The organism is Bacteroides sp. OF03-11BH (genome assembly GCF_003604005.1).
GTDB lineage: Bacteria > Bacteroidota > Bacteroidia > Bacteroidales > Bacteroidaceae > Bacteroides > Bacteroides ovatus.
Genome location: NZ_QTMW01000002.1, coordinates 20,437 through 45,587, shown reverse-complemented (window position 1 = coordinate 45,587; position 25,151 = coordinate 20,437). Strand labels below are relative to the sequence as shown.

At 42.2% G+C, this 25,151-nt stretch carries 17 protein-coding genes; 9 read left to right on the top strand and 8 right to left on the bottom strand.

Features of this window, described 5'->3' with window-relative positions:
* Positions 1-25 precede the first annotated feature (25 nt).
* On the bottom strand, positions 26-1,207 hold the full coding sequence (locus tag DXA54_RS01925; RefSeq protein ID WP_243647626.1) for an LruC domain-containing protein: 1,182 nt from the start codon (positions 1,205-1,207) through the stop codon (positions 26-28).
* Positions 1,208-1,380: 173 nt separating this feature from the next.
* Here DXA54_RS01925 and DXA54_RS01920 point away from each other — a divergent pair, with 173 nt between their 5' ends.
* From DXA54_RS01920 to DXA54_RS01905, 4 genes are all read left to right on the top strand, one after another.
* Complete coding sequence (locus DXA54_RS01920; RefSeq protein WP_004307078.1) at positions 1,381-1,719, top strand: MGMT family protein; 339 nt, start codon at positions 1,381-1,383, stop codon at positions 1,717-1,719.
* Between the two features lie 299 nt (positions 1,720-2,018).
* A complete protein-coding gene (locus DXA54_RS01915) occupies positions 2,019-3,245 on the top strand; it encodes a glycine betaine/L-proline ABC transporter ATP-binding protein (protein ID WP_120078867.1) in 1,227 nt (408 codons plus the stop codon).
* On the top strand, positions 3,242-4,066 hold the full coding sequence (locus DXA54_RS01910) for an ABC transporter permease (protein ID WP_004307076.1): 825 nt from the start codon (positions 3,242-3,244) through the stop codon (positions 4,064-4,066). Before DXA54_RS01915 ends, DXA54_RS01910 begins: the two co-directional genes overlap by 4 nt.
* A 20-nt stretch (positions 4,067-4,086) precedes the next feature.
* Positions 4,087-4,953 (top strand): glycine betaine ABC transporter substrate-binding protein, encoded by an 867-nt coding sequence (locus DXA54_RS01905; protein WP_120078866.1) that lies wholly within the window; start codon positions 4,087-4,089, stop codon positions 4,951-4,953.
* Positions 4,954-5,105: 152 nt separating this feature from the next.
* Here the strand turns inward: DXA54_RS01905 and nifJ are convergent, their stop codons facing one another.
* Complete coding sequence (gene nifJ, locus DXA54_RS01900; protein ID WP_087318461.1) at positions 5,106-8,654, bottom strand: pyruvate:ferredoxin (flavodoxin) oxidoreductase; 3,549 nt, start codon at positions 8,652-8,654, stop codon at positions 5,106-5,108.
* A 32-nt stretch (positions 8,655-8,686) separates the two neighbouring features.
* On the bottom strand, positions 8,687-9,865 hold the full coding sequence (locus DXA54_RS01895) for an ATP-binding protein (RefSeq protein ID WP_120078865.1): 1,179 nt from the start codon (positions 9,863-9,865) through the stop codon (positions 8,687-8,689).
* Positions 9,866-10,027: 162 nt separating this feature from the next.
* On the opposite strand from DXA54_RS01895, the gene DXA54_RS01890 reads away from it, so the two are divergent.
* Entirely contained in the window at positions 10,028-11,227 is a 1,200-nt protein-coding gene (locus tag DXA54_RS01890; RefSeq protein ID WP_120078864.1) for a hypothetical protein, read from the top strand.
* 232 nt (positions 11,228-11,459) lie between these two features.
* On the opposite strand, the gene DXA54_RS01885 is transcribed toward DXA54_RS01890, so the two are convergent.
* The gene (locus DXA54_RS01885) at positions 11,460-12,911 is read right to left on the bottom strand and encodes a glycoside hydrolase family 10 protein (protein WP_004304437.1); all 1,452 of its coding nucleotides are present in this window, start codon (positions 12,909-12,911) and stop codon (positions 11,460-11,462) included.
* A gap of 108 nt (positions 12,912-13,019) precedes the next feature.
* On the opposite strand from DXA54_RS01885, the gene DXA54_RS01880 reads away from it, so the two are divergent.
* The 3 genes from DXA54_RS01880 to DXA54_RS01870 are packed head-to-tail and all read left to right on the top strand — an operon-like array spanning position 13,020 to position 15,167.
* Positions 13,020-14,450 carry a carbon starvation protein A gene (locus DXA54_RS01880; RefSeq protein ID WP_120078863.1) on the top strand — a complete coding sequence of 477 codons (1,431 nt, stop codon included), beginning with the start codon at positions 13,020-13,022 and terminating at the stop codon, positions 14,448-14,450.
* Entirely contained in the window at positions 14,447-14,677 is a 231-nt protein-coding gene (locus DXA54_RS01875; RefSeq protein ID WP_004327038.1) for a hypothetical protein, read from the top strand. Before DXA54_RS01880 ends, DXA54_RS01875 begins: the two co-directional genes overlap by 4 nt.
* A 4-nt stretch (positions 14,678-14,681) precedes the next feature.
* On the top strand, positions 14,682-15,167 hold the full coding sequence (locus DXA54_RS01870; RefSeq protein WP_004327036.1) for an outer membrane beta-barrel protein: 486 nt from the start codon (positions 14,682-14,684) through the stop codon (positions 15,165-15,167).
* Positions 15,168-15,366: 199 nt separating this feature from the next.
* Here the strand turns inward: DXA54_RS01870 and uvrA are convergent, their stop codons facing one another.
* A complete protein-coding gene (gene uvrA, locus DXA54_RS01865; RefSeq protein WP_120078862.1) occupies positions 15,367-18,138 on the bottom strand; it encodes an excinuclease ABC subunit UvrA in 2,772 nt (923 codons plus the stop codon).
* 16 nt (positions 18,139-18,154) lie between these two features.
* Between uvrA and DXA54_RS01860 the strand changes: the two genes are divergently transcribed.
* A complete protein-coding gene (locus tag DXA54_RS01860) occupies positions 18,155-19,741 on the top strand; it encodes a glycoside hydrolase family 10 protein (protein ID WP_207903479.1) in 1,587 nt (528 codons plus the stop codon).
* Between the two features lie 95 nt (positions 19,742-19,836).
* Here DXA54_RS01860 and DXA54_RS01855 read toward each other — a convergent pair whose 3' ends face one another.
* From DXA54_RS01855 to DXA54_RS01845, 3 genes are all read right to left on the bottom strand, one after another.
* Positions 19,837-20,385: a chromate transporter gene (locus DXA54_RS01855; protein WP_022200064.1), complete on the bottom strand. Its 549-nt coding sequence runs from the start codon at positions 20,383-20,385 to the stop codon at positions 19,837-19,839.
* 125 nt (positions 20,386-20,510) lie between these two features.
* Positions 20,511-21,053 carry a chromate transporter gene (locus tag DXA54_RS01850; RefSeq protein ID WP_004300957.1) on the bottom strand — a complete coding sequence of 181 codons (543 nt, stop codon included), beginning with the start codon at positions 21,051-21,053 and terminating at the stop codon, positions 20,511-20,513.
* On the bottom strand, positions 21,050-25,060 hold the full coding sequence (locus DXA54_RS01845; protein ID WP_120078860.1) for a two-component regulator propeller domain-containing protein: 4,011 nt from the start codon (positions 25,058-25,060) through the stop codon (positions 21,050-21,052). Before DXA54_RS01845 ends, DXA54_RS01850 begins: the two co-directional genes overlap by 4 nt.
* Positions 25,061-25,151: the final 91 nt, after the last annotated feature.

The following is a 25,151-nucleotide window of genomic DNA, read 5'->3' as shown; positions in this document are numbered from 1 at the left end:
GTAACCTCTTTATTCTATATGTTGATTAATTGATAATCAATTTTTTGCTATTCCAGTTCTCCCACCACATCTTCTTTTGTTCTCCTCCGCTAGTTACCCAAGCTTCGAAATCGGGATATGCTTCCAGGAAGCTGGTTGTTTCAGTGGCATGATATATTGCTGCCGGTATTTTGAATCCCCATACAAAATTCTTCTCATTTGCATATTTCTCTTGTGGAGAACCGTAAACAGATTTATAATCTTTAAGGTGAATTTCCTGTCCATGATTTTTCTTAGCCAGATATATATCCACCTTACTATTTTGTAGTCTTTCTACTCTAACTGATGACTTGAAGTGCAGATATATATACGGAGCAAACAGATCAGGTTTGGTCATTTGGTTCGGATCGGTATTAAAGTATTTATACCCCTCTGGTATAGAAGGTTTTTCAAAGACAAGAATCACTTCTCCGTTTGGTCCTTTTCGAATCTTGAATCTTTCATCTTGATAATCAGAAGTTAGATTTAGATTGATTTCATCGTATTTAACATCAGTCAGACGTATATATGGGTCATAATCATAAACACCACCAATAGCTCTGACTTGGAATCCTATATAGAGATATTCTGTACAATATCCACCTTTTTTGTAATCAAGATAGAATTCTGGTATTTGAAGTTTGTACCATGCAACAAAGTCATTGAAATCATAATCACCTAAACTTGGATACATGTCTTCAAACATAACTGTTGCATAACCACGACTTTGTGGATAGCAAAATTGAAATATATTCATTCCACTTTTGGCTGCTGCTTTGCCGGCTAATGCTTTTGTTTTAGGAACTGTTGAAATGGAAATCGTTTCATTTTCAACGGGAATAGTGAATACGTTAGATTCTCCTTCATATTTCACATATACATTCTCTAAGTATCCTGGTATTTCAAGTGGGAGTTCTTTTGTGGTTGCATCCACATCCATTTGTAACATTAGACTATTCTCATTACAATCTTTTTCAGAGTATACGTAGATTGTAGTTGCTGTTTGGCAAGTGAATTTAACTTTAGCGTTTTGAGAATCAGCCCAATCAAAGTCAGCAGGAATATTCAAGTCTGTTATTCTCTTTTCTTTCTCGGGTTGTTTGCTTTCATCATAAAGGTTCTTCTCACAGGAGCTGAAAGCCAGTGCTCCCAATAAACAAGAAGCGAACAGGATAGTTTTCTTTTTCATAACAGCAGTGCTTGTTTTGTTAATAATAGGGTTGCTTTTATTGGGTACAAAGGTCGGGATTATTTGTAAATAAAGCAAATAAAGTTGCATATTTTATTTGAAATGCTTTTATTATTTGCAAATTCTTTTCTTTTTATCTAGTTTTGGAACTGAAATAAAGTAATGTTTGAGTGATGAAAGATTATAAAGTAGATAAGGCGAGCCTTTCCGCATCTTTTTGTCAAGAGGTGTATCAGGTTGTCCGAGAAATTCCGGTAGGTAAAGTTTCTACCTATGGGGGAATTGCCGCATTATTGGGAATGTCTCAATGTTCCCGTATGGTGGGGCGTGCTTTGAAACAGATTCCGGATGATTTATCTGCGCCTTGTCATCGGGTTGTCAATGCGTCGGGACGGCTTGTTCCGGGTTGGACAGAGCAGAAACAACTCTTGTTGGAAGAAGGGATCTCTTTCAAACAAAATGGATGCGTAGACTTGAAAAAGCATCTTTGGAATTACTCCGTACCTGAATGAAATTTGCATATTTAATCTATTTTCCTTACCTTTGTGCCAACAATATGCAAGAGCAGACTGTTATTTATTTATGAAAATACTGTTTTCTACTGTTCATTAAGAGGATAATCTTATCAAATTCTATTCCTTTTAAACTACTCTGTCTGTTTTTTTTAAACCATTAAAAAAACGTCGGACCGTCATGTTATCATGTGACATGACTGAACCATGCGAACATTCAACTTGTTTATCGTAAGTGAGAATAAGGAATGCGGCAGTTGAAAACAAAACAAATATTATAATCTAAACCAATATATTATATGAGTAAAATAGAAATAAAGGATTTGTACCTTATCTTTGGTAACGAGAAGCAGAAAGCCCTCAAGATGTTGAAAAAAGATAAGAGTAAAGAGGAAATTCTGAAAGATACCGGTTGTACGGTAGGAGTGAAAGATGCCAATCTTTCAATTAATGAAGGAGAGTTTTTCGTGATAATGGGACTCTCGGGAAGTGGAAAATCGACATTACTGCGTTGTATCAATCGTCTGATACGTCCTACTGCCGGGCAAGTGCTTGTAAACGGAGTAGATATATCTAAAATTTCCGAAAAAGAATTATTGCACGTTCGCCGGAAAGAGCTGGCGATGGTTTTCCAGAATTTCGGTCTGTTACCTCACCGTTCCGTATTGAGCAATATCGCGTTCGGCCTCGAACTTCAGGGAGTGAAGAAAGAGGAACGTGAGAAGAAAGCGATGGAAAGCATGAAGCTTGTCGGATTGAAAGGATATGAAAATCAGATGGTAGGCGATCTTTCCGGTGGAATGCAACAGCGTGTCGGACTGGCTCGCGCTCTGGCTAATAATCCTGAAGTGCTTTTAATGGATGAGGCTTTCTCTGCTCTCGATCCTCTGATTCGCGTACAGATGCAGGATGAACTACTGGCCTTGCAATCAAAGATGAAAAAGACGATTGTTTTTATTACCCACGACTTGAGTGAAGCAATTAAGCTAGGTGACCGTATTGCCATCATGAAAGACGGAGAAGTGGTGCAGGTAGGTACTTCGGAGGAAATCCTGACTGAACCGGCTAACGATTATGTAGCCCGTTTTGTTGAAAACGTGGATAGGAGCAAAATTATTACCGCCTCTTCTTTAATGATTGACAAACCGTTGGTGGCCCGTCTGAAGAAAGAAGGTCCCGAAGTATTGATTCGTAAGATGCGTGCGAAGAATATCACCGTATTACCTGTCATAGACGCCGATGATAAACTGGTCGGAGAAGTACGTCTGAACGACTTGCTTAAGTTACGTAGCAAACAGGAAAAATCCATTGAAACGATTGTGCGTACAGAAGTACATTCTGTGTTGGAGGATACGGTGTTGGAGGATATACTTCCTCTAATGACAAAGAGCAATTCGCCGGTATGGGTGATTGATGAGACGCGCGAGTTTTTAGGAACAATCCCGCTTTCATCCTTAATCATCGAAGTGACCGGGAAAGATAAAGAAGAAATAAACGAAATAATTCAAAACGCAATAGATTTATGATAAATATAGGACAATATATAGAGATGGCCATCAATTGGATGATGGTACATTTTTCCACTTTCTTTGATGCCGTGAATGCGGGCATCGGTAGTTTTATTATAGGATTCCAACACATACTTTTCGGAATACCTTTTTATATAACCATTTTGGTACTTGCTACACTCGCATGGATGAAAGCAGGACGCGGTACGGCAATTTTCACCGCATTGGGATTATTACTGATCTATGGAATGGGATTTTGGGAGGCTACTATGCAAACCCTGGCTCTCGTTTTTTCATCTACCTGTCTGGCTCTGATTGTTGGTGTACCTTTAGGAGTGTGGACGGCAAACAGTCCGCGTGCAGAGAAAATACTTCGTCCTGTTCTCGACTTGATGCAGACGATGCCTGCTTTTGTTTATCTGATTCCTGCTGTTTTGTTTTTCGGATTGGGAGCAGTGCCGGGAGTGTTTGCCACCATTATCTTTGCTATGCCTCCTGTGGTCCGCCTTACCGGATTGGGAATCCGGCAAGTTCCTAAAAATGTAGTGGAAGCTTCCCGTTCGTTCGGGGCTACCCGTTGGCAGTTATTGTATAAAGTGCAGCTTCCTTTGGCGTTGCCCACCATCCTGACTGGTGTCAACCAGACAATAATGATGTCGCTTTCTATGGTTGTAATTGCTGCCATGATTGCTGCCGGTGGTCTGGGAGAAATTGTATTGAAAGGTATTACCCAAATGAAAATCGGACTTGGGTTTGAAGGTGGTATAGCAGTAGTTATTTTAGCTATCATCTTAGACCGTATCACGCAAGGAATGGCAGGACGAAAAAATAAGAACTAAACGGAAAGGATAAAATACGTATGAGAATATATAAAATAGTAGGAATAGCATTGTCAGCTATGTTTTTGCTAGCTTCCTGTACTAATTCAGATTTAGAGAAAAAGAAAGTAAAAATAGCCTATGCCAATTGGCTGGAAGGTATTGCCATGAGTCATTTGGCCAAGGTGGTATTGGAAGAGCATGGATATGAGGTTGAACTGCAAAATGCTGACCTTGCCCCCATCTTTGTATCTATGTCAGGAAAGAAATCAGATGTGTTTCTGGATGCGTGGTTACCAATAACGATGAAAGATTATATGGATCAGTATGGAGACAGCATCGAATTTTTGGGGGAGGTATATGGAGAAGCCCGTGTAGGACTGGTTGTTCCTCAATATGTTACGATCCAGTCTATTAGTGAGCTGGAAGCTAACAAAGACCGTTTTTCTTCTGAAATAGTAGGAATTGATGCGGGAGCAGGGATAATGAAGACGACCGATAAGGCCATTGCTGCTTACGGACTTGATGGGTATACCCTCATGACTTCAAGTAGTTCCACCATGCTGGCTTCTTTGAAAAAAGCGATGGACAAAGGAGAATGGATTGTCATTACGGGGTGGACACCGCATTGGATGTTCGACCAGTTTGACTTGAAATTCTTGGATGATCCGAAGAAAGTATATGGAGACTTGGAAGAAATACATGCTATTGCATGGAAAGGATTCAGTGAGAAAGATCCGTTTGCTGCCGAATTCTTTGGCAACATCAAACTAACGACAGAAGAACTTAGCTCTTTTATGACAGCTATGAAGGATGCCAGGATGGATGAAGAAGAAATAGCCCGTAAATGGAGGGATGAGCATCGGCTGTTGGTGGATAGTTGGATTCCGAAGTCAGAGAATAAATAGATTGGAGCATTGTTATTCTTAATTTTAAATATAAAATAGACATGAACTCTAGTGGGAAAAAGGGAGTACTGTTTATGTTGGACAGAGTTCATACAATAAAAAAGCGGTAATCTTATCAAAGATTACCGCTTTATATTTATAGGGTATTACTATTATTCAGCACCCCAGTTTTCTCTAGCCAAACGTTTGTAGCTGTTGTAACGCCATTTAGCGTTTTCTTCAGCAGCTTTAAACAGTTCTTCAGCTTCAGTAGGATATTGTTTCATTACAGAAGCGTAACGAACTTCACCCTTCAAGAAACCTTGGAAATCTTCCCAGTTCGGTTCTTTGCTATCCAATTGGAATGGGTTCTTGCCTTCTTCTTCCAAAGCCGGGTTGTAACGCCACAAGTGCCAGTAACCGCACTTAACAGCTTTTTCTTCTTCTTCCTGGCTCTTACCCATACCTGCTTTCAGACCGTGGTTGATACATGGAGCGTAAGCGATAATCAAAGATGGTCCCGGATATGCTTCAGCTTCACGGATAGCTTTCAGAGTTTGAGCTTGGTCAGCACCCATAGCGATCTGTGCAACATATACATAACCGTAAGTAGTAGCCATCAGACCGAGGTCTTTCTTACGTACGCGCTTACCAGCAGCAGCGAACTTAGCGATAGCACCTACCGGAGTAGCTTTAGAAGACTGACCACCTGTGTTAGAGTAAACTTCAGTATCCAGAACGAGGATGTTAACGTCCTTACCGGAAGCGATTACATGGTCAAGACCACCGTAACCGATATCGTAAGAAGCACCGTCACCACCAATGATCCACTGGCTGCGTTTTACAAGATATTGTTGCAGTTCAGCGATTTGTTTGCAGTGGTTACATTTATCCTTGTTAGCTTCAACAACCGGAATGATCTTAGCAGCCAATTCCTTAGTCTTGTCCGCATCCAGCATATTGTTGATCCATTCAGCGAACAGTTCTTTTACTTCAGCAGGAGTGCAATCAGCAGCAATAGCCTCGTTCATCACTTTCACGAGACGAGCACGCATCTTTTCGTTAGCCAGTTCCATACCCAAACCGAATTCACAGAAGTCTTCGAACAGTGAGTTAGCCCAAGCAGGACCGTGTCCGTTTTCGTTTGTAGTATACGGAGTAGAAGGAACAGAACCAGAGTAGATAGAAGAACATCCGGTAGCGTTAGCAACCATTTCACGGTCACCGAACAATTGAGAAATCAATTTCACGTACGGAGTTTCACCACAACCAGAGCAAGCGCCGGAGAACTCAAACAACGGAGTAGCGAACTGTGAGTTCTTCACGTTAGCCTTGATATCAACAAGATGTTGTTTAGTCTTCACGTTTTCAGCACAGTAAGTCCAGTTTTCAGCTTGAGCCAATTGGCTTTCGAGGTGTTTCATTGTCAATGCTTTGCCACCCTTCTTCGGATTACCCGGACAGATGTCAGCACAGTTACCGCAACCCAGACAGTCGAGAACGTCCACCTGGATACGGAATGTCATACCGTCGAATGCTTTACCTACAGCTTTCAGTTGTTCGAACTTAGCACCCTTCTGCTCTTCAGCGTCGAGTACGAACGGACGGATAGAAGCGTGAGGACAAACGTATGCACACTTGTTACACTGGATACAGTTTTCCGGATTCCATTCAGGAACGAATGCAGCTACACCACGTTTTTCGTATTTAGCAGTACCTTGATACCAAGTACCGTCTTCGATACCCTTGAATGCAGATACCGGCAACAAGTCACCGTCTTGTGCATTGATCGGACGAACTACTTCGTTGATGAATGCAGGATCGTTGTTTTCAGCTTTTGCGTCATCCGGAAGGTTAGCCCAAGCAGGATCAACAGCCAAAGTCTTGTATTCACCACCACGGTCAACGGCAGCATAGTTCTTGTTAACAACGTCTTCACCCTTCTTGCCGTAAGACTTAACGATGAATTTCTTCATCTGCTCAACAGCTTGTTCTACAGGAATAACGCCTGTGATACGGAAGAATGCAGATTGAAGGATTGTGTTGGTACGGTTACCCAAACCAATTTCCAGTGCAATCTGTGTTGCGTTGATATAGTATACAGAAATGTTGTTCTGTGCAAAATATTTCTTAACCTTGTTAGGCAGGTTCTTAGCCAGTTCTTCACCTTCCCAGATTGTGTTCAGCAAGAAAGAACCGTTCTTACGCAAACCACGAGTTACATCGTACATGTGCAGGTAAGCCTGAACGTGACAAGCAACGAAGTTCGGAGTATTTACCAGATAAGTAGAACGGATTGGATTGTCACCGAAACGCAAGTGAGAACAAGTGAAACCGCCCGACTTCTTAGAGTCATAAGAGAAGTAAGCCTGGCAGTGTTTGTCAGTGTTATCACCGATAATCTTTACAGAGTTCTTGTTAGCACCTACTGTACCGTCAGCACCCAAACCGTAGAATTTAGCTTCGAACATACCTTCGCCGCCTAAAGCGATTTCTTCTTTTTGAGGAAGAGAAGTGAAAGTAACGTCGTCTACGATACCGATAGTGAAGTGGTTCTTCGGCATTGGCATAGCCAAGTTTTCGAATACTGAAAGAATTTGAGCAGGAGTAGTATCTTTTGAACCCAAACCGTAACGACCGCCAACGATAACCGGAGCATTTTCTGCACCGTAGAAGCAGTCTTTAACGTCAAGGTAAAGAGGTTCGCCGTTAGCACCCGGTTCTTTAGTACGGTCAAGAACTGCGATAGTTTTAGCAGTCTTAGGTACAGCAGCCAAGAAGTGTTTAGCAGAGAACGGACGATACAGGTGTACGGCAACCATACCCACTTTTTCGCCGTTTGCTACCAGGTAGTCGATAGCTTCGCGGGCAGCTTCTGTTACAGAACCCATAGCGATAATTACGCGTTCTGCATCTTCTGCACCATAGTAATCGAACAAACCGTATTTACGACCTGTGATCTTAGAAATTTCATTCATGTATTCTTCTACGATAGCAGGAACTGCTTCATAGTAGTTGTTGCATGATTCACGATGTTGGAAGAAATGGTCAGGATTTTCAGCCATACCACGAGCTACCGGTTTCATCGGGTTCAGTGCGCGGGCACGGAATTCAGCCAAAGCTTCCTGGTCGATCAGCGGAGCAAGATCATCATTTTCCAACATTTCAATCTTTTGGATTTCGTGAGATGTACGGAAACCATCGAAGAAGTTCATGAACGGAACGCGAGATTTGATGGTAGCCAAGTGAGCAACACCAGCCAAATCCATAACTTCCTGTACAGAGCCTTCAGCCAACATAGCAAAGCCAGTCTGACGAGCTGACATTACGTCTTGGTGGTCACCGAAGATACACAATGCGTGAGAAGCCAATGTACGAGCAGATACATGGAATACGCAAGGCAAGAACTCACCGGCAATTTTGTACATGTTAGGGATCATCAGGAGAAGACCCTGGGAAGCAGTGTAAGTAGTAGTCAACGCACCAGCCTGAAGAGAACCGTGAACTGCACCGGCAGCACCACCTTCAGATTGCATTTCCTGTACTAATACTGTTTCGCCGAAGATGTTCTTACGTCCTGCGGCAGCCCATTCGTCTACGTACTCAGCCATAGTCGAAGAAGGAGTGATGGGGTAGATAGCTGCTACTTCAGAGAACATATACGAGATATGCGCTGCAGCCTGGTTACCATCACAAGTGATGAATTTCTTCTGTTTAGTCATAACTAAATTAAATATTTAAGTAAATAAATCTTTTAATATAAAAAGCCGAACATCCAGAGAGGTATCTGGTTGCCCCGACCTATTTCAGCCTTATGCAACGCGTACGTTACATTCGGATTGTTCTTGATCTTTGCGCCTTCCTGGCAAATTTTGAACGGCATTACTTTGTCTACCATAAAAGAGACGTTTTTATCTCCTTTATGTACCTTATGGTCTTTCCATAAAGAATTTGCAAAGAATGTGTCGAGCACATCCTGCTCTTCCACTTTCACCGGATAGATGGAATACATCAGGTTGGAGTTGTGCATCATTATTTTCGAAGGTTTTTTAGGAAATTCTTCTCCTTTCGGATAAACCAGATTAATGAGTCGCGCATCTGCCAGATACTTGATATAGTTCATCACCGTGGCGCGAGATGTCTGTATGTCGCTTGCCAGTTGACTCACATTGGGAGCCTTCGGTCCGTCGACAGCGAGCAAATATAGTAATTTTTTTATCTTTGAAAGATATTTCAGTTCAATTTGTTTGATGAGCAGGATATCTACTTCTACCATCATGTTCATTGTTTTCAGCAGATTCTCCGAAAAGTTACGCTTCTCGAGGAAGAATGGATAGAATCCATGATGCAGGTAATCCTGGAAGTAATCCAGCGGACGAACTTTGGAGAGTACTCCTTTGGCAATCTGTTCGTGAGTGCTAAGAATTTCTTCGAGGCTGTATGCCCTGAATTTCATGCCTGTCTGCAAGTTCAGGAATTCACGGAAAGAGAATCCGCGCAGGTTATAGCTCTTTGCAATATCACGCAGTTCAAGATTTTCCTCTTTCAGTCGCATTACGGATGAGCCGGTAAAGACAATCTTCAAATTAGGAAAACGGTCGTAACACATGCGCAACTCTCTGCTCCATTCCGGGTGTTTGAACACTTGGTCGATCAACAATACTTTTCCACCACGTTTCTGGAATTCGTTAGCAAAATCTACAATGCTGTGGCCAGAGAAGTAGAAGTTGTTCATGTTGATGAACAGGCAGGAGCGGTCGTTCCCGAATTTTTCTTTGGCGTATTGGAGAAGGAAAGTGGTTTTTCCTACGCCACGTGTCCCTTTGATACCAATCAGGCGGTCGCTCCAGTCGATCTCGTCCATAAGATCGCGGCGAACGGGGGCATTGGTGTGCTCAACGAGGTAGGCGTGTGTGCGATAGAATGATTCCATTTCAGTTCTTTGTTTTTCGGGTGGCAAATATACTGCTTTTTTTAGGATTTGCAAAGTAGAGATGGCAAAATTGTGCTTTTAATTCCAACTTTCTGTTTATTGTAGCTATTCCTGATTATTTCCTGTATATATTTGCAGAATAAAGTTTTGAATTCGTTTAAAATGACAAAAAAGGCTCTTTATATATTCAATCCGGAACATGATTTGGCGTTAGCCAGCGGTGAAACAAACTATATGGCACCGGCTTCCGCCCGGCAAATGGCATCCGAATTGACTTTGTTGCCGATGTGGTATGCGGAAGAGGGAAGTGTTGTATTGGCTCCTTCCGCTTATAATCTCGATTATGTGAAGAAGATACAGGAATTATTAGGACTTTCGGTTGATTTGATGACAGAACCTGAACTTGCTTCCGAGCGGAATTTGGATATTCATCCTTGGGGCTGGGATATAGCAGTAAGAAAACGACTGTTGGATTTGGGAGTGGAAGAAAGCGAACTTCCTTCTATTGAGCAATTGGATAAACTGCGTTCTTGTTCCCATCGTTCCTGCGCTGTGGAACTATTACCACAGTTACAACTGGGAGCTTGTTTTTGTGGAGAGTCTTTTTACCTGACGATTCCCGAAGAATGGAAGTCATTTGTAGAATCACATGATACTTGTTTACTGAAAGCTCCTTTATCCGGTAGTGGAAAAGGATTGAACTGGTGCAAAGGTGTATATACTCCTTCCATTTCCGGTTGGTGCTCACGCATTGGCAATCAGCAAGGAGGTGTTATTGGTGAACCTTTATATAATAAGATGGAAGATTTCGCTATGGAATTTCGTTCTTCGGGTAACGGTAGATTTGACTTTGCCGGATATTCTCAATTCCGTACGGGTGGGAGTGGGGCATATGAGGGTAATTTGCTGATTTCGGATGCTGCCATCGAACGGAACCTTTCGGAATATATCCCTGTTGAAGAAATTTATAAGCTGCGTAACCGTCTTGAACAAGAGTTGCTTCTTCGGTTCGGAACTATTTATAATGGTTATTTGGGAGTGGATATGATGATCTGCCGTTTCCCGGATTCCCCTGTTTATCGTATTCATCCCTGCGTGGAAATCAACTTGCGGATGAATATGGGAGTGGTGGCGCGTCATATTTATGACCATTATATCTATCCTACTTCAACAGGAGCTTTTCAAATAAGCTATTACCCTACGGAAGGAACAGCCTGGAGAGCACACAAAGAAATGGAGGAGGCTTATCCTTTGGAAATAGAACAAGGAAGAATAAAATCAGGCTATTTGTCATTGGTGCCGGCTCATAAAAAGAGTAGTTATCGGGCGTGGGTGTTTATCTCAAAAAGCGTGTTTTTGTGATATTATATCGAAGTTATGGTTTCTCGGTGTGAAACTGATAGTTTCATGCAGTGAAACCATTGGTTCCACACCGAGAAACAAAAAGTTTCATTGCATGAAACAAGTAATCACATGCCATGTGACTATCGTTCGCCTTACTTGTTATTGTTAATCATTCCATTCCGGAAAACTGGAATGAAGTAGAACTAGATTATTTTGCTGGGAAGTTCATACCAGTATAGGCATGTTTATTTTACTTCTGTACCGCCGCACTTTCGTTTCCGCAACGGTCAATAGCCGTAACTGCGAAATGTTTCTTAGCATTCCAGGGTAGGATAGGAGCATAGATATAACTTGTCTCCCGAACGCCTTGTGCAACAATGTTCTCCGGGCGATTAGTATCTACTGGAAATTCATTTGATGCATAAATGACATACATCGGATTATTACGCGAATCATTGTCGGTAGCAGCCTGCCACTTTAATTCCGTATATCCATTGTTGATATCAGTAACCTTTAGTTCGGACGGAGCCGTAGGCGGAACATTGTCCAGCCAAGGCATAGGAGGCTGTAAAGCTGGATATGCATAGAAATTCTCAGCCAATTCATCGTAGATACCTTGTGTATTTTCCATAAGATATTTCACCCGGTAATGTCCTTCACCTGCCATTTTCTGACTGCGGATGAAGTTCATCTGACGATCAATTTCGTCACGTGTCCATTTACCCTCATCAGGATGAAGAAAATAAATGCCAAGTCCCGGAACCACCTGTCGTCCGTTACTTTGTTCCTGCCAGTCGAGAGCAAAAGGATAGAAATTGTTTCCTTGGAAATACATCATCGGATAAATCTGGTCCATAATCCCTTCTCCCATCCAGCCTTGTGGGTCCTGATAAACGGTAAAGAAAGCATTCCATCCACGGGAAGGATAACGTGATGTATCCCGGTATTTTCCTACCGGACAGGTACTTACCTTTACCCAAGGCTTCATCGCTTTTACACCTTTATATATATAACGTACAATCTCGGAGATATTATCCCGGCGCCACTGATCCAGCGTACGTCCTTTATTATATCGGCGGAAATCATATTTATCGGGGAAAAGGGGAGCATTCTCCGGATAACGCAGATAGTCAAAATGTACTCCGTCCACATCATAACCGCTTACGACTTCCCGTACCAGTTTCATCAAATACTCTTTCGTAGCCGGATGCCCTGGGTTGAGGAAATATTCACTTTTGTAAGGGACACAGATATCTTTCATCCGCTTGGTGACGGACTGACTTCCGAGCGAAGCAACATGTTTCTTATTCCCCAGCGGAATAGTTACCATCCAGGCGTGACATTCCATTCCCCGTTTATGACATTCCTCAACGGCGAAAGCCAGTGGATCATAGCCGGGGTTTCCTCCTGTCTTTCCAGTTAAGATTGAATTGAATGGTTCGATTGCTGAAGGATATAATACATCTCCACGTGTACGGGTTTGAAATAGGACAGTGTTGAAGTTGGCAGCCTTCAACTTATCAAGAATATCTATTAACTCTTCTTTCTGTTTGCGAATTGTTTGGGGAGTTGTTGCACGTGTACGAGGCCAATCCAGTCCGTACACCGCTGTGACCCATGCGGCACGAACTTCATGTTTGGGTTGCGCAACCATTGAGAGGAAAGGAAACAAAAGTGAAAGAATGAAAATATATCGACGCATATTCTTTATTTTTTGTTTTAAATCCCTGCAAAGTTAGTAAAAGTGTCGGTATTGTTGGGCTGTTTCGTGAGATTATGTTACATTTGCCAAGCTAAAAAACGACACGCTATGATTACATTTACTCTATGCCTGCTGGCACTGGTAGTAGGCTATTTTACGTACGGACGCCTGATGGAACGCGTCTTTGGTCCTGATGACCGTAAAACACCGGCTCTTACAAAGGCTGATGGAGTGGACTATATTCCATTGCCCACTTGGAAGATTTTCATGATTCAATTTCTTAATATTGCCGGATTAGGTCCTATTTTCGGAGCAATCATGGGAGCGAAATTTGGTAGCTCTTCATACTTGTGGATTGTGTTGGGAAGTATTTTTGCGGGTGCAGTGCATGATTATTTTGCCGGAATGCTTTCTTTGCGTAATGGAGGTGAAAGTCTGCCGGAAATAATAGGACGTTATTTGGGACTGACTACCAAGCAGGTGATGAGAGGATTCACTGTCATTTTAATGATTCTGGTGGGGTCGGTTTTCGTTGCGGGGCCTGCCGGACTGTTGGCAAAACTCACTCCGGAAAGTTTGGATGCTACGTTTTGGATTGTGGTTGTATTCCTCTATTATATTTTGGCGACCCTACTTCCTGTTGATAAAATAATAGGTAAAATATATCCTATATTTGCGGTTGCCTTGTTGTTTATGGCAGTAGGCATTTTGGTGATGCTCTACGTTAACCATCCGGCTTTGCCTGAACTTTGGGATGGTTTGCAAAATACAAATCCCGAAGCAAGTGAGCTTCCTATTTTTCCGATTATGTTTGTGAGTATTGCATGTGGTGCCATTTCGGGTTTTCATGCTACGCAAAGCCCGTTGATGGCACGTTGTATGACCTCGGAACGGCATGGACGTCCGGTGTTTTACGGTGCAATGATTACCGAGGGCATTGTTGCTCTTATTTGGGCTGCTGCCGCTACTTACTTTTTCCATGAAAACGGAATGGAAGAAAGCAATGCTTCCGTTATTGTAGATTCTATAACGAAGGAGTGGCTGGGAGCTGTCGGAGGCGTACTTGCCATTTTGGGAGTGATTGCCGCTCCGATTACTTCGGGTGATACGGCTTTTCGTTCGGCACGTCTGATTGTGGCAGACTTCCTGGGTATGGAACAAAAAAGTATGCGCTGTCGTTTATATATTTGCATTCCGATGTTTGTCCTTGCTATCGGTCTGCTTTTGTATAGCTTGCTTGACGCAAACGGATTTAATATGATATGGCGTTATTTTGCCTGGGCGAATCAGACGCTGGCTGTGTTTACCTTGTGGGCTATAACGGTTTTTCTGGCGGTATCTAAGAAAACTTATATCATCACTTTGATACCGGCACTGTTTATGACATGTGTATGTTCTACTTATATATGTATTGCTCCTGAAGGATTGGGGCTTTCGCATGCAGTTTCCTATGGCGTTGGTATAGCGTGTGTAGTAGTTGCGGCAGTTTGGTTCTATATCTGGATAAGCAAGCAAAAAACAAGAAAATTATCAGAATGAAGAAAATAAGAAAATCGACAGGAGTTGCGCTTGCATTCCTTATTTATGTATCCGTAACAGCGGCTTATTTGTTGCCTCGTAATACGGAAGTCAGCCTGACAGAAAAAATAATTACGGTGGTGGTTTCTTATGTCATCGTCCTCCTTCTTTGGCTGGTGCTTCGAAAAAAGGAACAAATGCGTGAACGCCGCAAAAAAGACGAACAATCTATTCACTTAAAAAAATAAGTTTATGAAGAAATTAGCTTTGGTTCTTTGCTTATTAGCAGTCTCTTTTACTGCGCAGGCACAATTTGAGAAAGGAACGATGATTCTCAACCCTTCTGTGACAGGACTGGATTTTTCTTACAGTAAAAATGATGATGCCAAGTTTGGTATTGGTGCGCAAGCCGGTACATTTTTGGCAGATGGTTTTGCTTTGATGGTAAATATTGGAGCAGACTGGTCGCAACCGAAGGATACATATACACTAGGTACAGGAATGCGTTGTTATTTCAATACAACGGGGATTTATCTTGGGGGTGGTTTTGACTGGGAACGGGTCCGTTACAAGGGTGGTAGCCATAACAACGATTGGGGATTGGGCATTGAAGCCGGATATGCGTACTTTCTCTCCAAAACTGTAACGATCGAACCGGCAGTTTATTATAAATGGCGTTTTGATGATTCTGATAATTCACGTTTCGGTGTGAAGATAGGATTCGGATTCTACTTTTAATTAGCTGTAAATAGGAATTTATATTTCACCACAGAGGACACGGAGGACACAGAGGTTTACTATTTTTATTCACTATAGAATAACACAGAGTCTCACGTATTTATCATCGTATTTATCGCTCTGTTTTACTTACGGAAAAAAGAGAGAAGAACTCTGTGTTCTCCGTGGCCTCTGTGGTGAACCCTAAAATTATCATTTATTAGCGGAGTTTTTCTTTTAAGAATTGTCCTGTATAACTTGCTCCGCAGGCGGCAACTTCTTCCGGAGTGCCCACTGCTACAATGTTTCCACCCTTATCTCCACCTTCCGGTCCGAGATCGATTACATAATCGGCACATTTGATGACATCCATATTATGTTCAATGATAACGATACTGTGTCCCCGGCGAATCAGTGCGTCGAAAGCATCCAGAAGTTTGCGAATATCATGGAAATGAAGTCCGGTAGTCGGCTCGTCAAAGATAAACATCGTCGGGTCGGCTTTCTCCTGGCTCAAATAGAATGCTAGTTTGACACGTTGGTTTTCACCACCGGAAAGGGTAGAAGAAGCCTGTCCTAATTTAATGTATCCCAGTCCTACGTCCTGCAAAGGAAGTAACTTCTTCACAATTTTCTTCTGTCCATGTTCGTTGAAGAACTCAACCGCTTGGTTGACGGTCATCTCCAATACATCGTAGATGCTTTTATCGTTGAATTTCACTTCCAGCGTGTCAGATTTGAAGCGTTTGCCGTGACAAGATTCACACTCCAATACCAAGTCTGCCATAAATTGCATTTCTACAGTGATGGTTCCTTCTCCTTTACACTCTTCGCAACGTCCGCCTTCGCTATTGAAACTGAAGAATCCGGGGGTATATCCCATTTGTTTCGCCAAAGGCTGTTCGGACCATAGTTTGCGGATTTCGTCGTAAGCCTTGATGTAAGTCACCGGATTTGAGCGCGATGATTTGCCAATCGGGTTCTGGTCTACAAATTCTACATTCCGCAGGTCACGCAAACTTCCTCCGATTGAAGAGAATTCTCCCGGTCGGTCACTACATTCGTCTAATTCACGTTTCAATGCCCGGAAGAAAATATCTCTCACCAATGTACTTTTCCCGGAACCGGAAACACCCGTAACAACTGTCATTACATTGAGAGGGATACGTACGTTTACTCCTTTCAGATTATTCTCACGTGCGCCTTTCAATTCTATATAGTTATTCCATGGCCGGCGATGCTTCGGAACGGGTATTTCATCTTCTCCCAAAAGATAATGTACCGTATAACTGTTGCTTCCCTTCTTTAAATCCTTCATATCTCCCTGGTAGACAACTTCTCCACCTAGTCGTCCGGCATTGGGACCTATATCAATAATGTAATCGGCTGCACGGATAATCTCTTCATCGTGCTCTACCACCACTACCGTATTTCCTAATTGTTGCAGTTGACGCAACACATGGAGCAGACGATCTGTGTCGCGGCTATGCAGTCCGATGCTTGGTTCATCGAGAATATAAAGACTACCTACAAGGCTACTTCCCAGCGAGGTTGCCAGATTGATACGCTGGCTCTCTCCACCCGATAAGGAATTACTAAGCCGGTTCAAAGTCAGATAACCCAAACCTACATCGATTAAGAAGCGAATCCGACTATTTATTTCAACCAGAATACGTCGGGATACATTGCTGTCGTGCTCATCCAGTTCCAGATGGTCAAAGAATTGCTTCAGTTTTGTGATGGGCAAATCCACCAGTTCAGAAATATTCTTTCCGCCCACCCGTACATATCCGGCTTCCGGTTTCAGGCGGGTGCCGTGGCATTTCGGACAAAGCGTCTTTCCCCGGTAACGCGCCAGCATCACCCGGTATTGTATCTTATATTGATTCTCTTCCAGCATTTTGAAGAAATCATTGATGCCGTGGAAATATTGGTTGCCTTCCCAAAGTAACCGGCGTTGAGCGTCTGTCAACTCATAATAAGGAGTGAAAATAGGGAAGTCGAATTTCTCCGCATTATGAATTAATTCTTCTTTCCATTCGCCCATCTTTTCGCCACGCCAACATACGATAGCTCCTTCATACACCGATAATGAACGATCCGGAACGACTAAGTGCTCGTCAATACCGATTACTTTGCCGAATCCTTCGCACTCTGGACAAGCACCGATAGGCGAGTTGAATGAAAACATCTGGTCGTTCGGTTCTTCAAAGATAATGCCGTCCGCTTCGAATTTAGTGCTGAAAGTATGAAGTTTCGTGGTTCCATCCGATAGAAAAAAACGCAGCATACAGGTCCCGTCACCTTCATACATGGCTGTTTCGGCAGAATCAGTCAGTCGGCTGATGGCGTCCTTGCTGGTGGCAACCGCCATACGGTCGACCAGCAGATAGACTTCATCACCTGCCACAGGCGTATATTCATCGATACGTTTCATTTCACCGTTCACTTCGATACGGTTGAACCCTTGTTTCAGGTCTATTTCCAGTTGTTGTTGCAAGGTACGGTCTTCACGCAGGCGGATAGGTGTCAATACTGTATATCTTGTACCTTCCGGGTATGAGAGCATGCAGTTGACGATGTCCTCTGTGGAGTGCTTCTTCACTTCCTGCCCGCTGATGGGACTATACGTTTTCCCCACCCGTGAATATAACAGGCGTAGATATTCGTAAATTTCAGTCGAGGTGCCCACGGTGGAACGGGGATTACGGCTGTTCACTTTTTGTTCGATGGCAATAGCGGGAGGAATCCCTTTGATAAAGTCACATTCCGGTTTGCTCATTCTCCCTAGGAACTGACGCGCGTAGCTGCTTAAGCTTTCTACGTAGCGGCGTTGTCCCTCTGCATAAAGGGTATCAAAAGCAAGTGATGATTTTCCCGAACCCGACAATCCGGTGATAACAACAAGTTTGTTGCGGGGAATATCTACATCGATGTTTTTTAGGTTGTTGACTCGTGCGCCTTTGATCGAAATATAGTTGTTTTCTGACATAAAATACTCCTTTTTTATGGTAGTCGGCAAAGTTAGCGAATTTATCGGGAGTTTGTATTATCTTTGCGTCACATTATTACGATTTAAGAATATTATGAAGCTGAAAAACTATCTTTTACTTTTAGCTCTTCTTCTGGTGGTAGGAGTGAGGGCGCAGGTGCCATCAGGCAATAAATATCCTAAACGTGAATTCCGTGGAGCGTGGATACAAGCTGTTAACGGTCAGTTTCGTGGCATTCCCACAGAGAGACTGAAACAAATATTGGTTAGTCAGTTGAACTCTCTTCAGGAAGCCGGCATTAACGCAATCATTTTTCAGGTACGCCCTGAAGCGGATGCATTATATGCTTCCCAGCATGAACCATGGAGCCGTTTCCTGACAGGAACGCAAGGTCAGACGCCTTCTCCTATGTGGGATCCGATGCAGTTTATGATTGAAGAATGTCAGAAACGGAATATGGAGTTTCATGCCTGGATCAATCCTTACCGTGTGAAGACTTCATTAAAGAACAAGTTGGCGCCGGAACATATTTATCACCAGCATCCGGAATGGTTTGTTACTTATGGCGATCAGCTATATTTCGACCCGGCACTTCCTGAAAGCCGGGAGCATATCTGTAAAATTGTGACCGATATTGTGTCTCGTTATGATGTAGATGCTATTCACATGGATGATTATTTCTATCCTTATCCGGTAAATGGATTGGATTTTCCGGATGATGCAAGTTTCGCCCGTTATGGTGGAGGTTTCACGAATAAGGCAGATTGGCGTCGTAGTAATGTGAATGTGTTGATAAAGAAGCTTCACGAAACGGTTCGTGGCATCAAGCCTTGGGTGAAGTTTGGTATCAGTCCGTTCGGTATTTATCGTAACCAGAAGAGTGACCCGTTGGGAAGTAACACCAATGGCTTGCAAAACTATGATGATCTTTATGCCGATGTACTGCTTTGGGCACGTGAAGGATGGATTGACTATAATATTCCACAGGTTTACTGGGAAATCGGTCACAAAGCGGCTGACTATGAGACATTGGTGAAATGGTGGGCTACTCATTCGGAAAACCGGCCGTTGTTTATCGGTCAATCTGTGCCGAAGACTGTTCAGTTTGCCGATCCGCAGAATCCTTCTATCAATCAGCTTCCCCGTAAGATGGCTTTGCAACGTGCTTACCAAACAATTGGAGGCAGTTGTCAATGGTATGCGGCAGCTGTTGTTGAGAATCAGGGTAGATATCGTGATGCTTTAATCAGTGAATATCATAAGTATCCGGCTTTGGTCCCAGTCTTTGATTTTATGGATGATAAAGCTCCGGACAAGGTGCGTAAAATGAAAAAGGTATGGACAGAAGACGGCTATATTCTTTTCTGGACTGCTCCGAAAGCCGATACGGAGATGGATAAGGCTGTTCGATATGTAGTCTATCGCTTTGGCAGCAAAGAGAAGGTGAATTTGGACGATCCTTCACATATTGTAGCTATCACCCGTAATTCGTTCTACAAACTTCCTTATGAAACAGGAAAGACAAAATACCGTTATGTAGTGACTGCTTTAGATCGTTTACATAATGAATCGAAATCCGTAAGTAAGAAGTTAAAACTGTAAAGGTATAGAATAAACAACGATAAAACGGTGAACACTCTGCAGAATGATAACGCAGTTTATTCACCGTTTTTTGTTTACAGTTCAGTCGCTCGTTATTAATAGAGCAGCAAACCTGCAATACCACAGGCGATAATCATTAATATCGGATTGGCTTTATATTTTCTTGTTCCGATGAATGCAATCAGAAAGATAATGATGCTGATAACGAATGAGTAAGTATCTTCCGTAGGTGAACCGAAGTTTTCTACATTCATTAATACCAACGCAGCGGAGGCGAGTAATCCGACTACTGCCGGGCGTAATCCATTAAAAATAGATTCTACTACGGGGTGTTTCTGGTATTTCAGGAAGAACTTACTGATGGTCAGCATCAAAATAAAAGAGGGAAGGACCACTGCGAATGTCGCAATGACGGAACCCCAAACGCTCCCCGTAGAAGTAAACCCTACATAAGTAGCTGCATTAATACCAATAGGCCCTGGTGTCATTTGGCTGATTGCGACAATATCAGTAAATTCCTGCGAACTCACCCATCCATAGCGGGTTACCACTTCGCCTTGAATCATGGAAAGCATGGCATAACCGCCACCGAAGCCAAAGAGCCCGATCTTGAAAAATGTATAGAATAACTGTAGGTAAATCATGTGATTAATAATTTATTATATAATAATTTTAGGCATGGATTACACGGATTTCCCGGCTTTTAGAATTATGAATCTGTAAAACAACAGCGTTAATCCGCGCCTTCTCAACTCTCCATTCTCCATTCTCAACTCTCAACTTTTCTAAATTTCCCCCACAGGAAACCTCCTACACCGGCCGCAATAATAATCCAGATAGGGGAGAAGCCCAACAGCCAGATTAATATTGCCGAGACAACAGGAATCCACAGATTGTAGCGGTTGATTTTTGCGGATCGTCCCATGGTAAAGGTCGGCGCCGCGATGAGTGCCACCACTGCCGGGCGAATTCCTTTAAAAATACGTTCCACTATCGGATTGTCTTTGAAACTATGAAAGAACAGGGCGATAGCCAATATAATAATGAAAGACGGCAAAATTGTTCCCAATGCTGTGATAATACTTCCCCGGATTCCACGCAGCTTATATCCTATAAAGATAGAAATATTGACTGCCAAAATTCCCGGTGCGGATTGGGAGATAGCCAGCAGATCGATAAAATCTTCCTGCGCAATCCATTTCCGTTTGGTGACAATTTCATTTTCAATCAGTGGCACCATTGCATATCCTCCTCCAATAGTAAAGGCGCCTATTTTAAAAAAGATTCCAAATGCTTCGAGATAAATGTTCATTCTTTCTTTTCTCCTCCTTCCTTACTAACTGCTTTTTTCTCTTTGCCATATTGACTGGGACTTACATTATAATGCTTCTTAAATACTTCGCGGAAGTACTTGGCGTCACTGAATCCCGTCATTTCTGCAATTTCTGTTATGCTATGTGTGTCTTCTTTTAGTAATTGTACGGCACGTTTCAGACGAATCAGCCGGATATAATCTCCCGGTGCCTGATCGGTTAATGCCCTTAATTTATTGTAAAAACTTGTGCGACTCATTCCCATCAGGCTGCATAATACATCTACCGTGAGAGCAGGATTGTCAATGTTATCTTCCACGTTCTTTTTGACGTTTGCTATGAATTTCCAGTCAATGTCTTGCGAACAGTTGATGCAGTCTTCATCATTTTCCTCATCATTCAGATCTAAATTTGCGAATTTGCTGCGCAATAGTGCACGGTTAGCCAGCAGATTGGCAACATTAGCTTTCAATATACCAATATTGAATGGCTTCACAACGTATTCATCCGCACCAATCTGAAGTCCCGAGAGAATATCTTTCTCATTATTCAAAGCAGTCAGCAGGATAACAGGAATGTGGGAGGTTTCGATATTATTCTTGATAGCTTGGCATAATTCATCCCCCCGCATTTCAGGCATCATAATGTCTGAAATAACCAGCTCTGGTTTGTACTCGGGAATAATCGTCAATGCTTCTTTTCCATTGGAGCAAACCTGTACGAAATACTCCTCGGATAACGTTTGCGACAGATAGTTGCGCAACTCATCATTATCTTCCACAATCAAGATGCGACGATGATTAATGTTCTCTTTCTTTTGTGCATTTTCGTAAATTTCAGGTGATGGAGGCGGAACGTTATCAATCGTATTTTCTATACGCTGTTTGCTCGGAGTTGCCAGATGTGCTTTCCGGAAGCGCTTGCTGTCTTTAGGGAATGTTATTTTGATAACCGATCCCTGGTTTTCGATGCTTGACAGATTAATCTTTCCTTTATGCAGGCGGACTAGCTTCCATACAAGCATCAGTCCGATACCACTTCCTGTTACTTTGGAATTAATAGCATTGCTGCCACGGAAATGAAGTTTGAACAATTTCTTTTGTTCATTGGCCGGGATGCCGATTCCTGTGTCTCTGACTTCCACGCTCCATGAGTCAGATGTTTCTGAAACGAAAACCTGTACATTTCCATTTTCCGGAGTATATTTCAGTGCGTTCGAAATGATGTTCTTAAAGATAGATTCCATCTTTTCTTTATCAAACCATACGTTCATATACCTGAAATTACTTTCATAAGTGAAGTTGATATGTTTGATGTTGGCGTACTGCTGGAACGCGTTGAATATTTCATTCATAAACGTGTTTAGCTCATGCTCTGAAATATATAATTCGGAAGAATATACGTCCGCTCTTTCAAAGTTGATAAGATTGGTGGTAAGACGTAATAGGGCATTTACGTTTCGTAATGCCGTATTCATGTTCGAAATACCTTCTTTACTCAACTCCTCTTTCTCGCGTAGTTCTTCCAAAGGTGCTTTGATAAGCGTCAATGGGGTACGGATATCATGTGCCGTATTGATAAAGAAGTGTATTTTCTCATCGGAGACTTTACGCTGCTTTCTTAAAATCAAGATACGTAATAGAATGATGGCAATGAGACAAAGGATAGCTGTATAAACCAGCATGGCCCAGAATGTCAGCCAGAAAGGTTGGGCTATGATAATATCCATACTTCTTTCTTCAAGCATGATGCGTTTGTCTTCATTGGAGATGGCACGTACCCTTAGCGTATATTTGCCCGGGGCAAGATTGGTGTAACGAATCGTGTTCTCTGTTCCGGGTTTGCTCCATTTATCATAGAAACCTTCTAGCCTCCAAGAGTAAAGAATATTGGAAGGATAGTCATAGTTGATGGAAGAAACCTGCAAAGAGAATCTGTTTTGATTGTATTTTAACTTTAGTACCTTTGTATCATTGATGCTTGCTTTCAACGGAGAATCCTCATCACCCGGATAGATTGTTTGATAAAAAAGCTTGAAATCGCTGAAAATCATTTTAGAAGAATAACTTCTGGGCAATTTCATATCCTTGTCAAATTCCACTGCTCCGTCAGAACTGCCTAAAATGAATTTATTGTTTTTCCGTAACGTACCTGATAGCGCATTGAAATGGGTGGTCATCAATCCCATATCTTTGGTCCAGTTATAGAATTTTTTCTCATTGGGATAAAAACTTGTCAATCCGCTTTCTGTACTCATGATTATATCTTTGTCCGCATCCGATAATATGGTATAGATATTATTGGATATCAAAGCACAGTTTTCCGTGTGGTAATGAGTGAACAGTTTTTTATTAATATCGTAAATCAATAGTCCCGACCCGCTGGTACCTATATACAATGAACCGTTTTTTGCTTGGTACAGGGAATAGATATAGTTCGACTCTACCGGAAGTTTTATGCGCTCGAATTTTCCGGATTCTTTATCTAAAAGACATAGGCCGGTGGCACTACCGATCCACATACTTTTTTCATCTTTCTCAACGATGGCGGTAATGGAATTTAATCCATCATAAAACCGTACTTCCTGCGTCTTCAGATTAATACGCTTGAGGTTGTAGAATCCTCCCGACCAGATATAACCCTGCATATCTGTACGAATATCACGTATATATTTATCCGGTCGCTTGTTTGTATGAGTGTACAAAGGCGGCATGAAATAGCTGACACTGAACGTTTTCTTATCTATCTGGTAAGCACCGGAAGAGTACCCGCCTGCCCAGATAATTCCGGGAGCCACTTCGCATATAGTAAGAAAGATATGGCTTTTATTACCTTGCGACTCTTCAAAAGCACTAAGCACCGATCGCCATTGTCCGGTCTTTGAATTAAAAAAACTGATGCCATTGTTCGTTGCAAACCATAAATCTCCCTCTCTGTCTTCAATAATGGCATTTACTTGATCGTTGATTAAAGACTGTTTGTTACCGATGGAGTGCTTAATCCATTTGTAGCTCGTATAACGGTTGTTTTGTATCGTGATTCCGATGGGATAATTAGCCAGCCATATCCGTTCTTCATCATCCACAAAAATGTCATTGATACTGTTACCGTTCATGCCACAATTACTGTTATAATCAGCCACAATTTCGGGTACTATTTGATAAGTATCCATATTTATTTTGTGTATTCCTCCGCCATCGGTAGCTATTAATAACTCTTTGTCATTTAGCGGCTTGAACCGTGTGATACTGATATCTTTCAGGTTATAATCCGGTCGTATGACGGATTTGGTATTCATATCATAAACCATAATTCCCCGCAAGAAAGTGCCGATGAATAGTTTCCGAATCTTTTTGTCGAAGTGTAAATCGCTTACTTGGGCTTTCACGCTCTCCAACTTATCGCAATTGATAAGTTTCAATGCGTTGTTTTCTAATTGGGCATAATGAATCCCCATTTCCGTACCGATGAAGAAATGCGATTCGTCTATTTGTTCAATATCAGTGATTTCTTCACTTATATCATTCTTTATATGGGTGACTTGTTTGGTGTCCGTATTATAGAGAAAGATAGTATCTTTATTGCATAGCCAGATGTGTTTGTTCTGGTCGAGCCAGGCATAAGTGACCGGGTCCGGCTGTTCGCTGAAACTTTCCATCGGTAATTTATATACAAGACTGAAGCAGTCGTGAATCTGGTCATACCGGAATACTTTTCCTTTTTTCCCGATTTCCCATAAGACTCCTTCCTGATCAATATAAAGCCAGTTTAGATTTAACAGAGAGTTCACTTCTGCGTCACCATCCATTAACTTATATCGTTTAAACTCTTTTCCATTGTATCGATCAATACCTTCGTGCGTGAGGAACCACATGTATCCGGTTTTATCTTTTTGAATGCAGTAAACCCGCCGGTTACTTAACCCATCCTCCACTCCGAGATATCGATACGTCTGCGCGACACAAATTAGAGGAAACAATAAGATTAGAAAAAGCCATTTTTTCATACAAATAGGACTTTTAAGGGTTATTGAATCTTTTATGAGGGGGAAAGTTTGACAAAATTAAGAAGATTTTTTGATATTACAAAATTTTGAT

What these genes read in the sequence shown, in the direction of transcription:
- DXA54_RS01925 (WP_243647626.1), bottom strand. Translation starts at nt 1,207, where the DNA reads ATGAAAAAGAAAACTATCCTGTTCGCTTCTTGTTTATTGGGAGCACTG.
- DXA54_RS01920 (WP_004307078.1), top strand. Translation starts at nt 1,381, where the DNA reads ATGAAAGATTATAAAGTAGATAAGGCGAGCCTTTCCGCATCTTTTTGT.
- DXA54_RS01915 (WP_120078867.1), top strand. Translation starts at nt 2,019, where the DNA reads ATGAGTAAAATAGAAATAAAGGATTTGTACCTTATCTTTGGTAACGAG.
- DXA54_RS01910 (WP_004307076.1), top strand. Translation starts at nt 3,242, where the DNA reads ATGATAAATATAGGACAATATATAGAGATGGCCATCAATTGGATGATG.
- DXA54_RS01905 (WP_120078866.1), top strand. Translation starts at nt 4,087, where the DNA reads ATGAGAATATATAAAATAGTAGGAATAGCATTGTCAGCTATGTTTTTG.
- nifJ (WP_087318461.1), bottom strand. Translation starts at nt 8,654, where the DNA reads ATGACTAAACAGAAGAAATTCATCACTTGTGATGGTAACCAGGCTGCA.
- DXA54_RS01895 (WP_120078865.1), bottom strand. Translation starts at nt 9,865, where the DNA reads ATGGAATCATTCTATCGCACACACGCCTACCTCGTTGAGCACACCAAT.
- DXA54_RS01890 (WP_120078864.1), top strand. Translation starts at nt 10,028, where the DNA reads ATGACAAAAAAGGCTCTTTATATATTCAATCCGGAACATGATTTGGCG.
- DXA54_RS01885 (WP_004304437.1), bottom strand. Translation starts at nt 12,911, where the DNA reads ATGCGTCGATATATTTTCATTCTTTCACTTTTGTTTCCTTTCCTCTCA.
- DXA54_RS01880 (WP_120078863.1), top strand. Translation starts at nt 13,020, where the DNA reads ATGATTACATTTACTCTATGCCTGCTGGCACTGGTAGTAGGCTATTTT.
- DXA54_RS01875 (WP_004327038.1), top strand. Translation starts at nt 14,447, where the DNA reads ATGAAGAAAATAAGAAAATCGACAGGAGTTGCGCTTGCATTCCTTATT.
- DXA54_RS01870 (WP_004327036.1), top strand. Translation starts at nt 14,682, where the DNA reads ATGAAGAAATTAGCTTTGGTTCTTTGCTTATTAGCAGTCTCTTTTACT.
- uvrA (WP_120078862.1), bottom strand. Translation starts at nt 18,138, where the DNA reads ATGTCAGAAAACAACTATATTTCGATCAAAGGCGCACGAGTCAACAAC.
- DXA54_RS01860 (WP_207903479.1), top strand. Translation starts at nt 18,155, where the DNA reads ATGGTAGTCGGCAAAGTTAGCGAATTTATCGGGAGTTTGTATTATCTT.
- DXA54_RS01855 (WP_022200064.1), bottom strand. Translation starts at nt 20,385, where the DNA reads ATGATTTACCTACAGTTATTCTATACATTTTTCAAGATCGGGCTCTTT.
- DXA54_RS01850 (WP_004300957.1), bottom strand. Translation starts at nt 21,053, where the DNA reads ATGAACATTTATCTCGAAGCATTTGGAATCTTTTTTAAAATAGGCGCC.
- DXA54_RS01845 (WP_120078860.1), bottom strand. Translation starts at nt 25,060, where the DNA reads ATGAAAAAATGGCTTTTTCTAATCTTATTGTTTCCTCTAATTTGTGTC.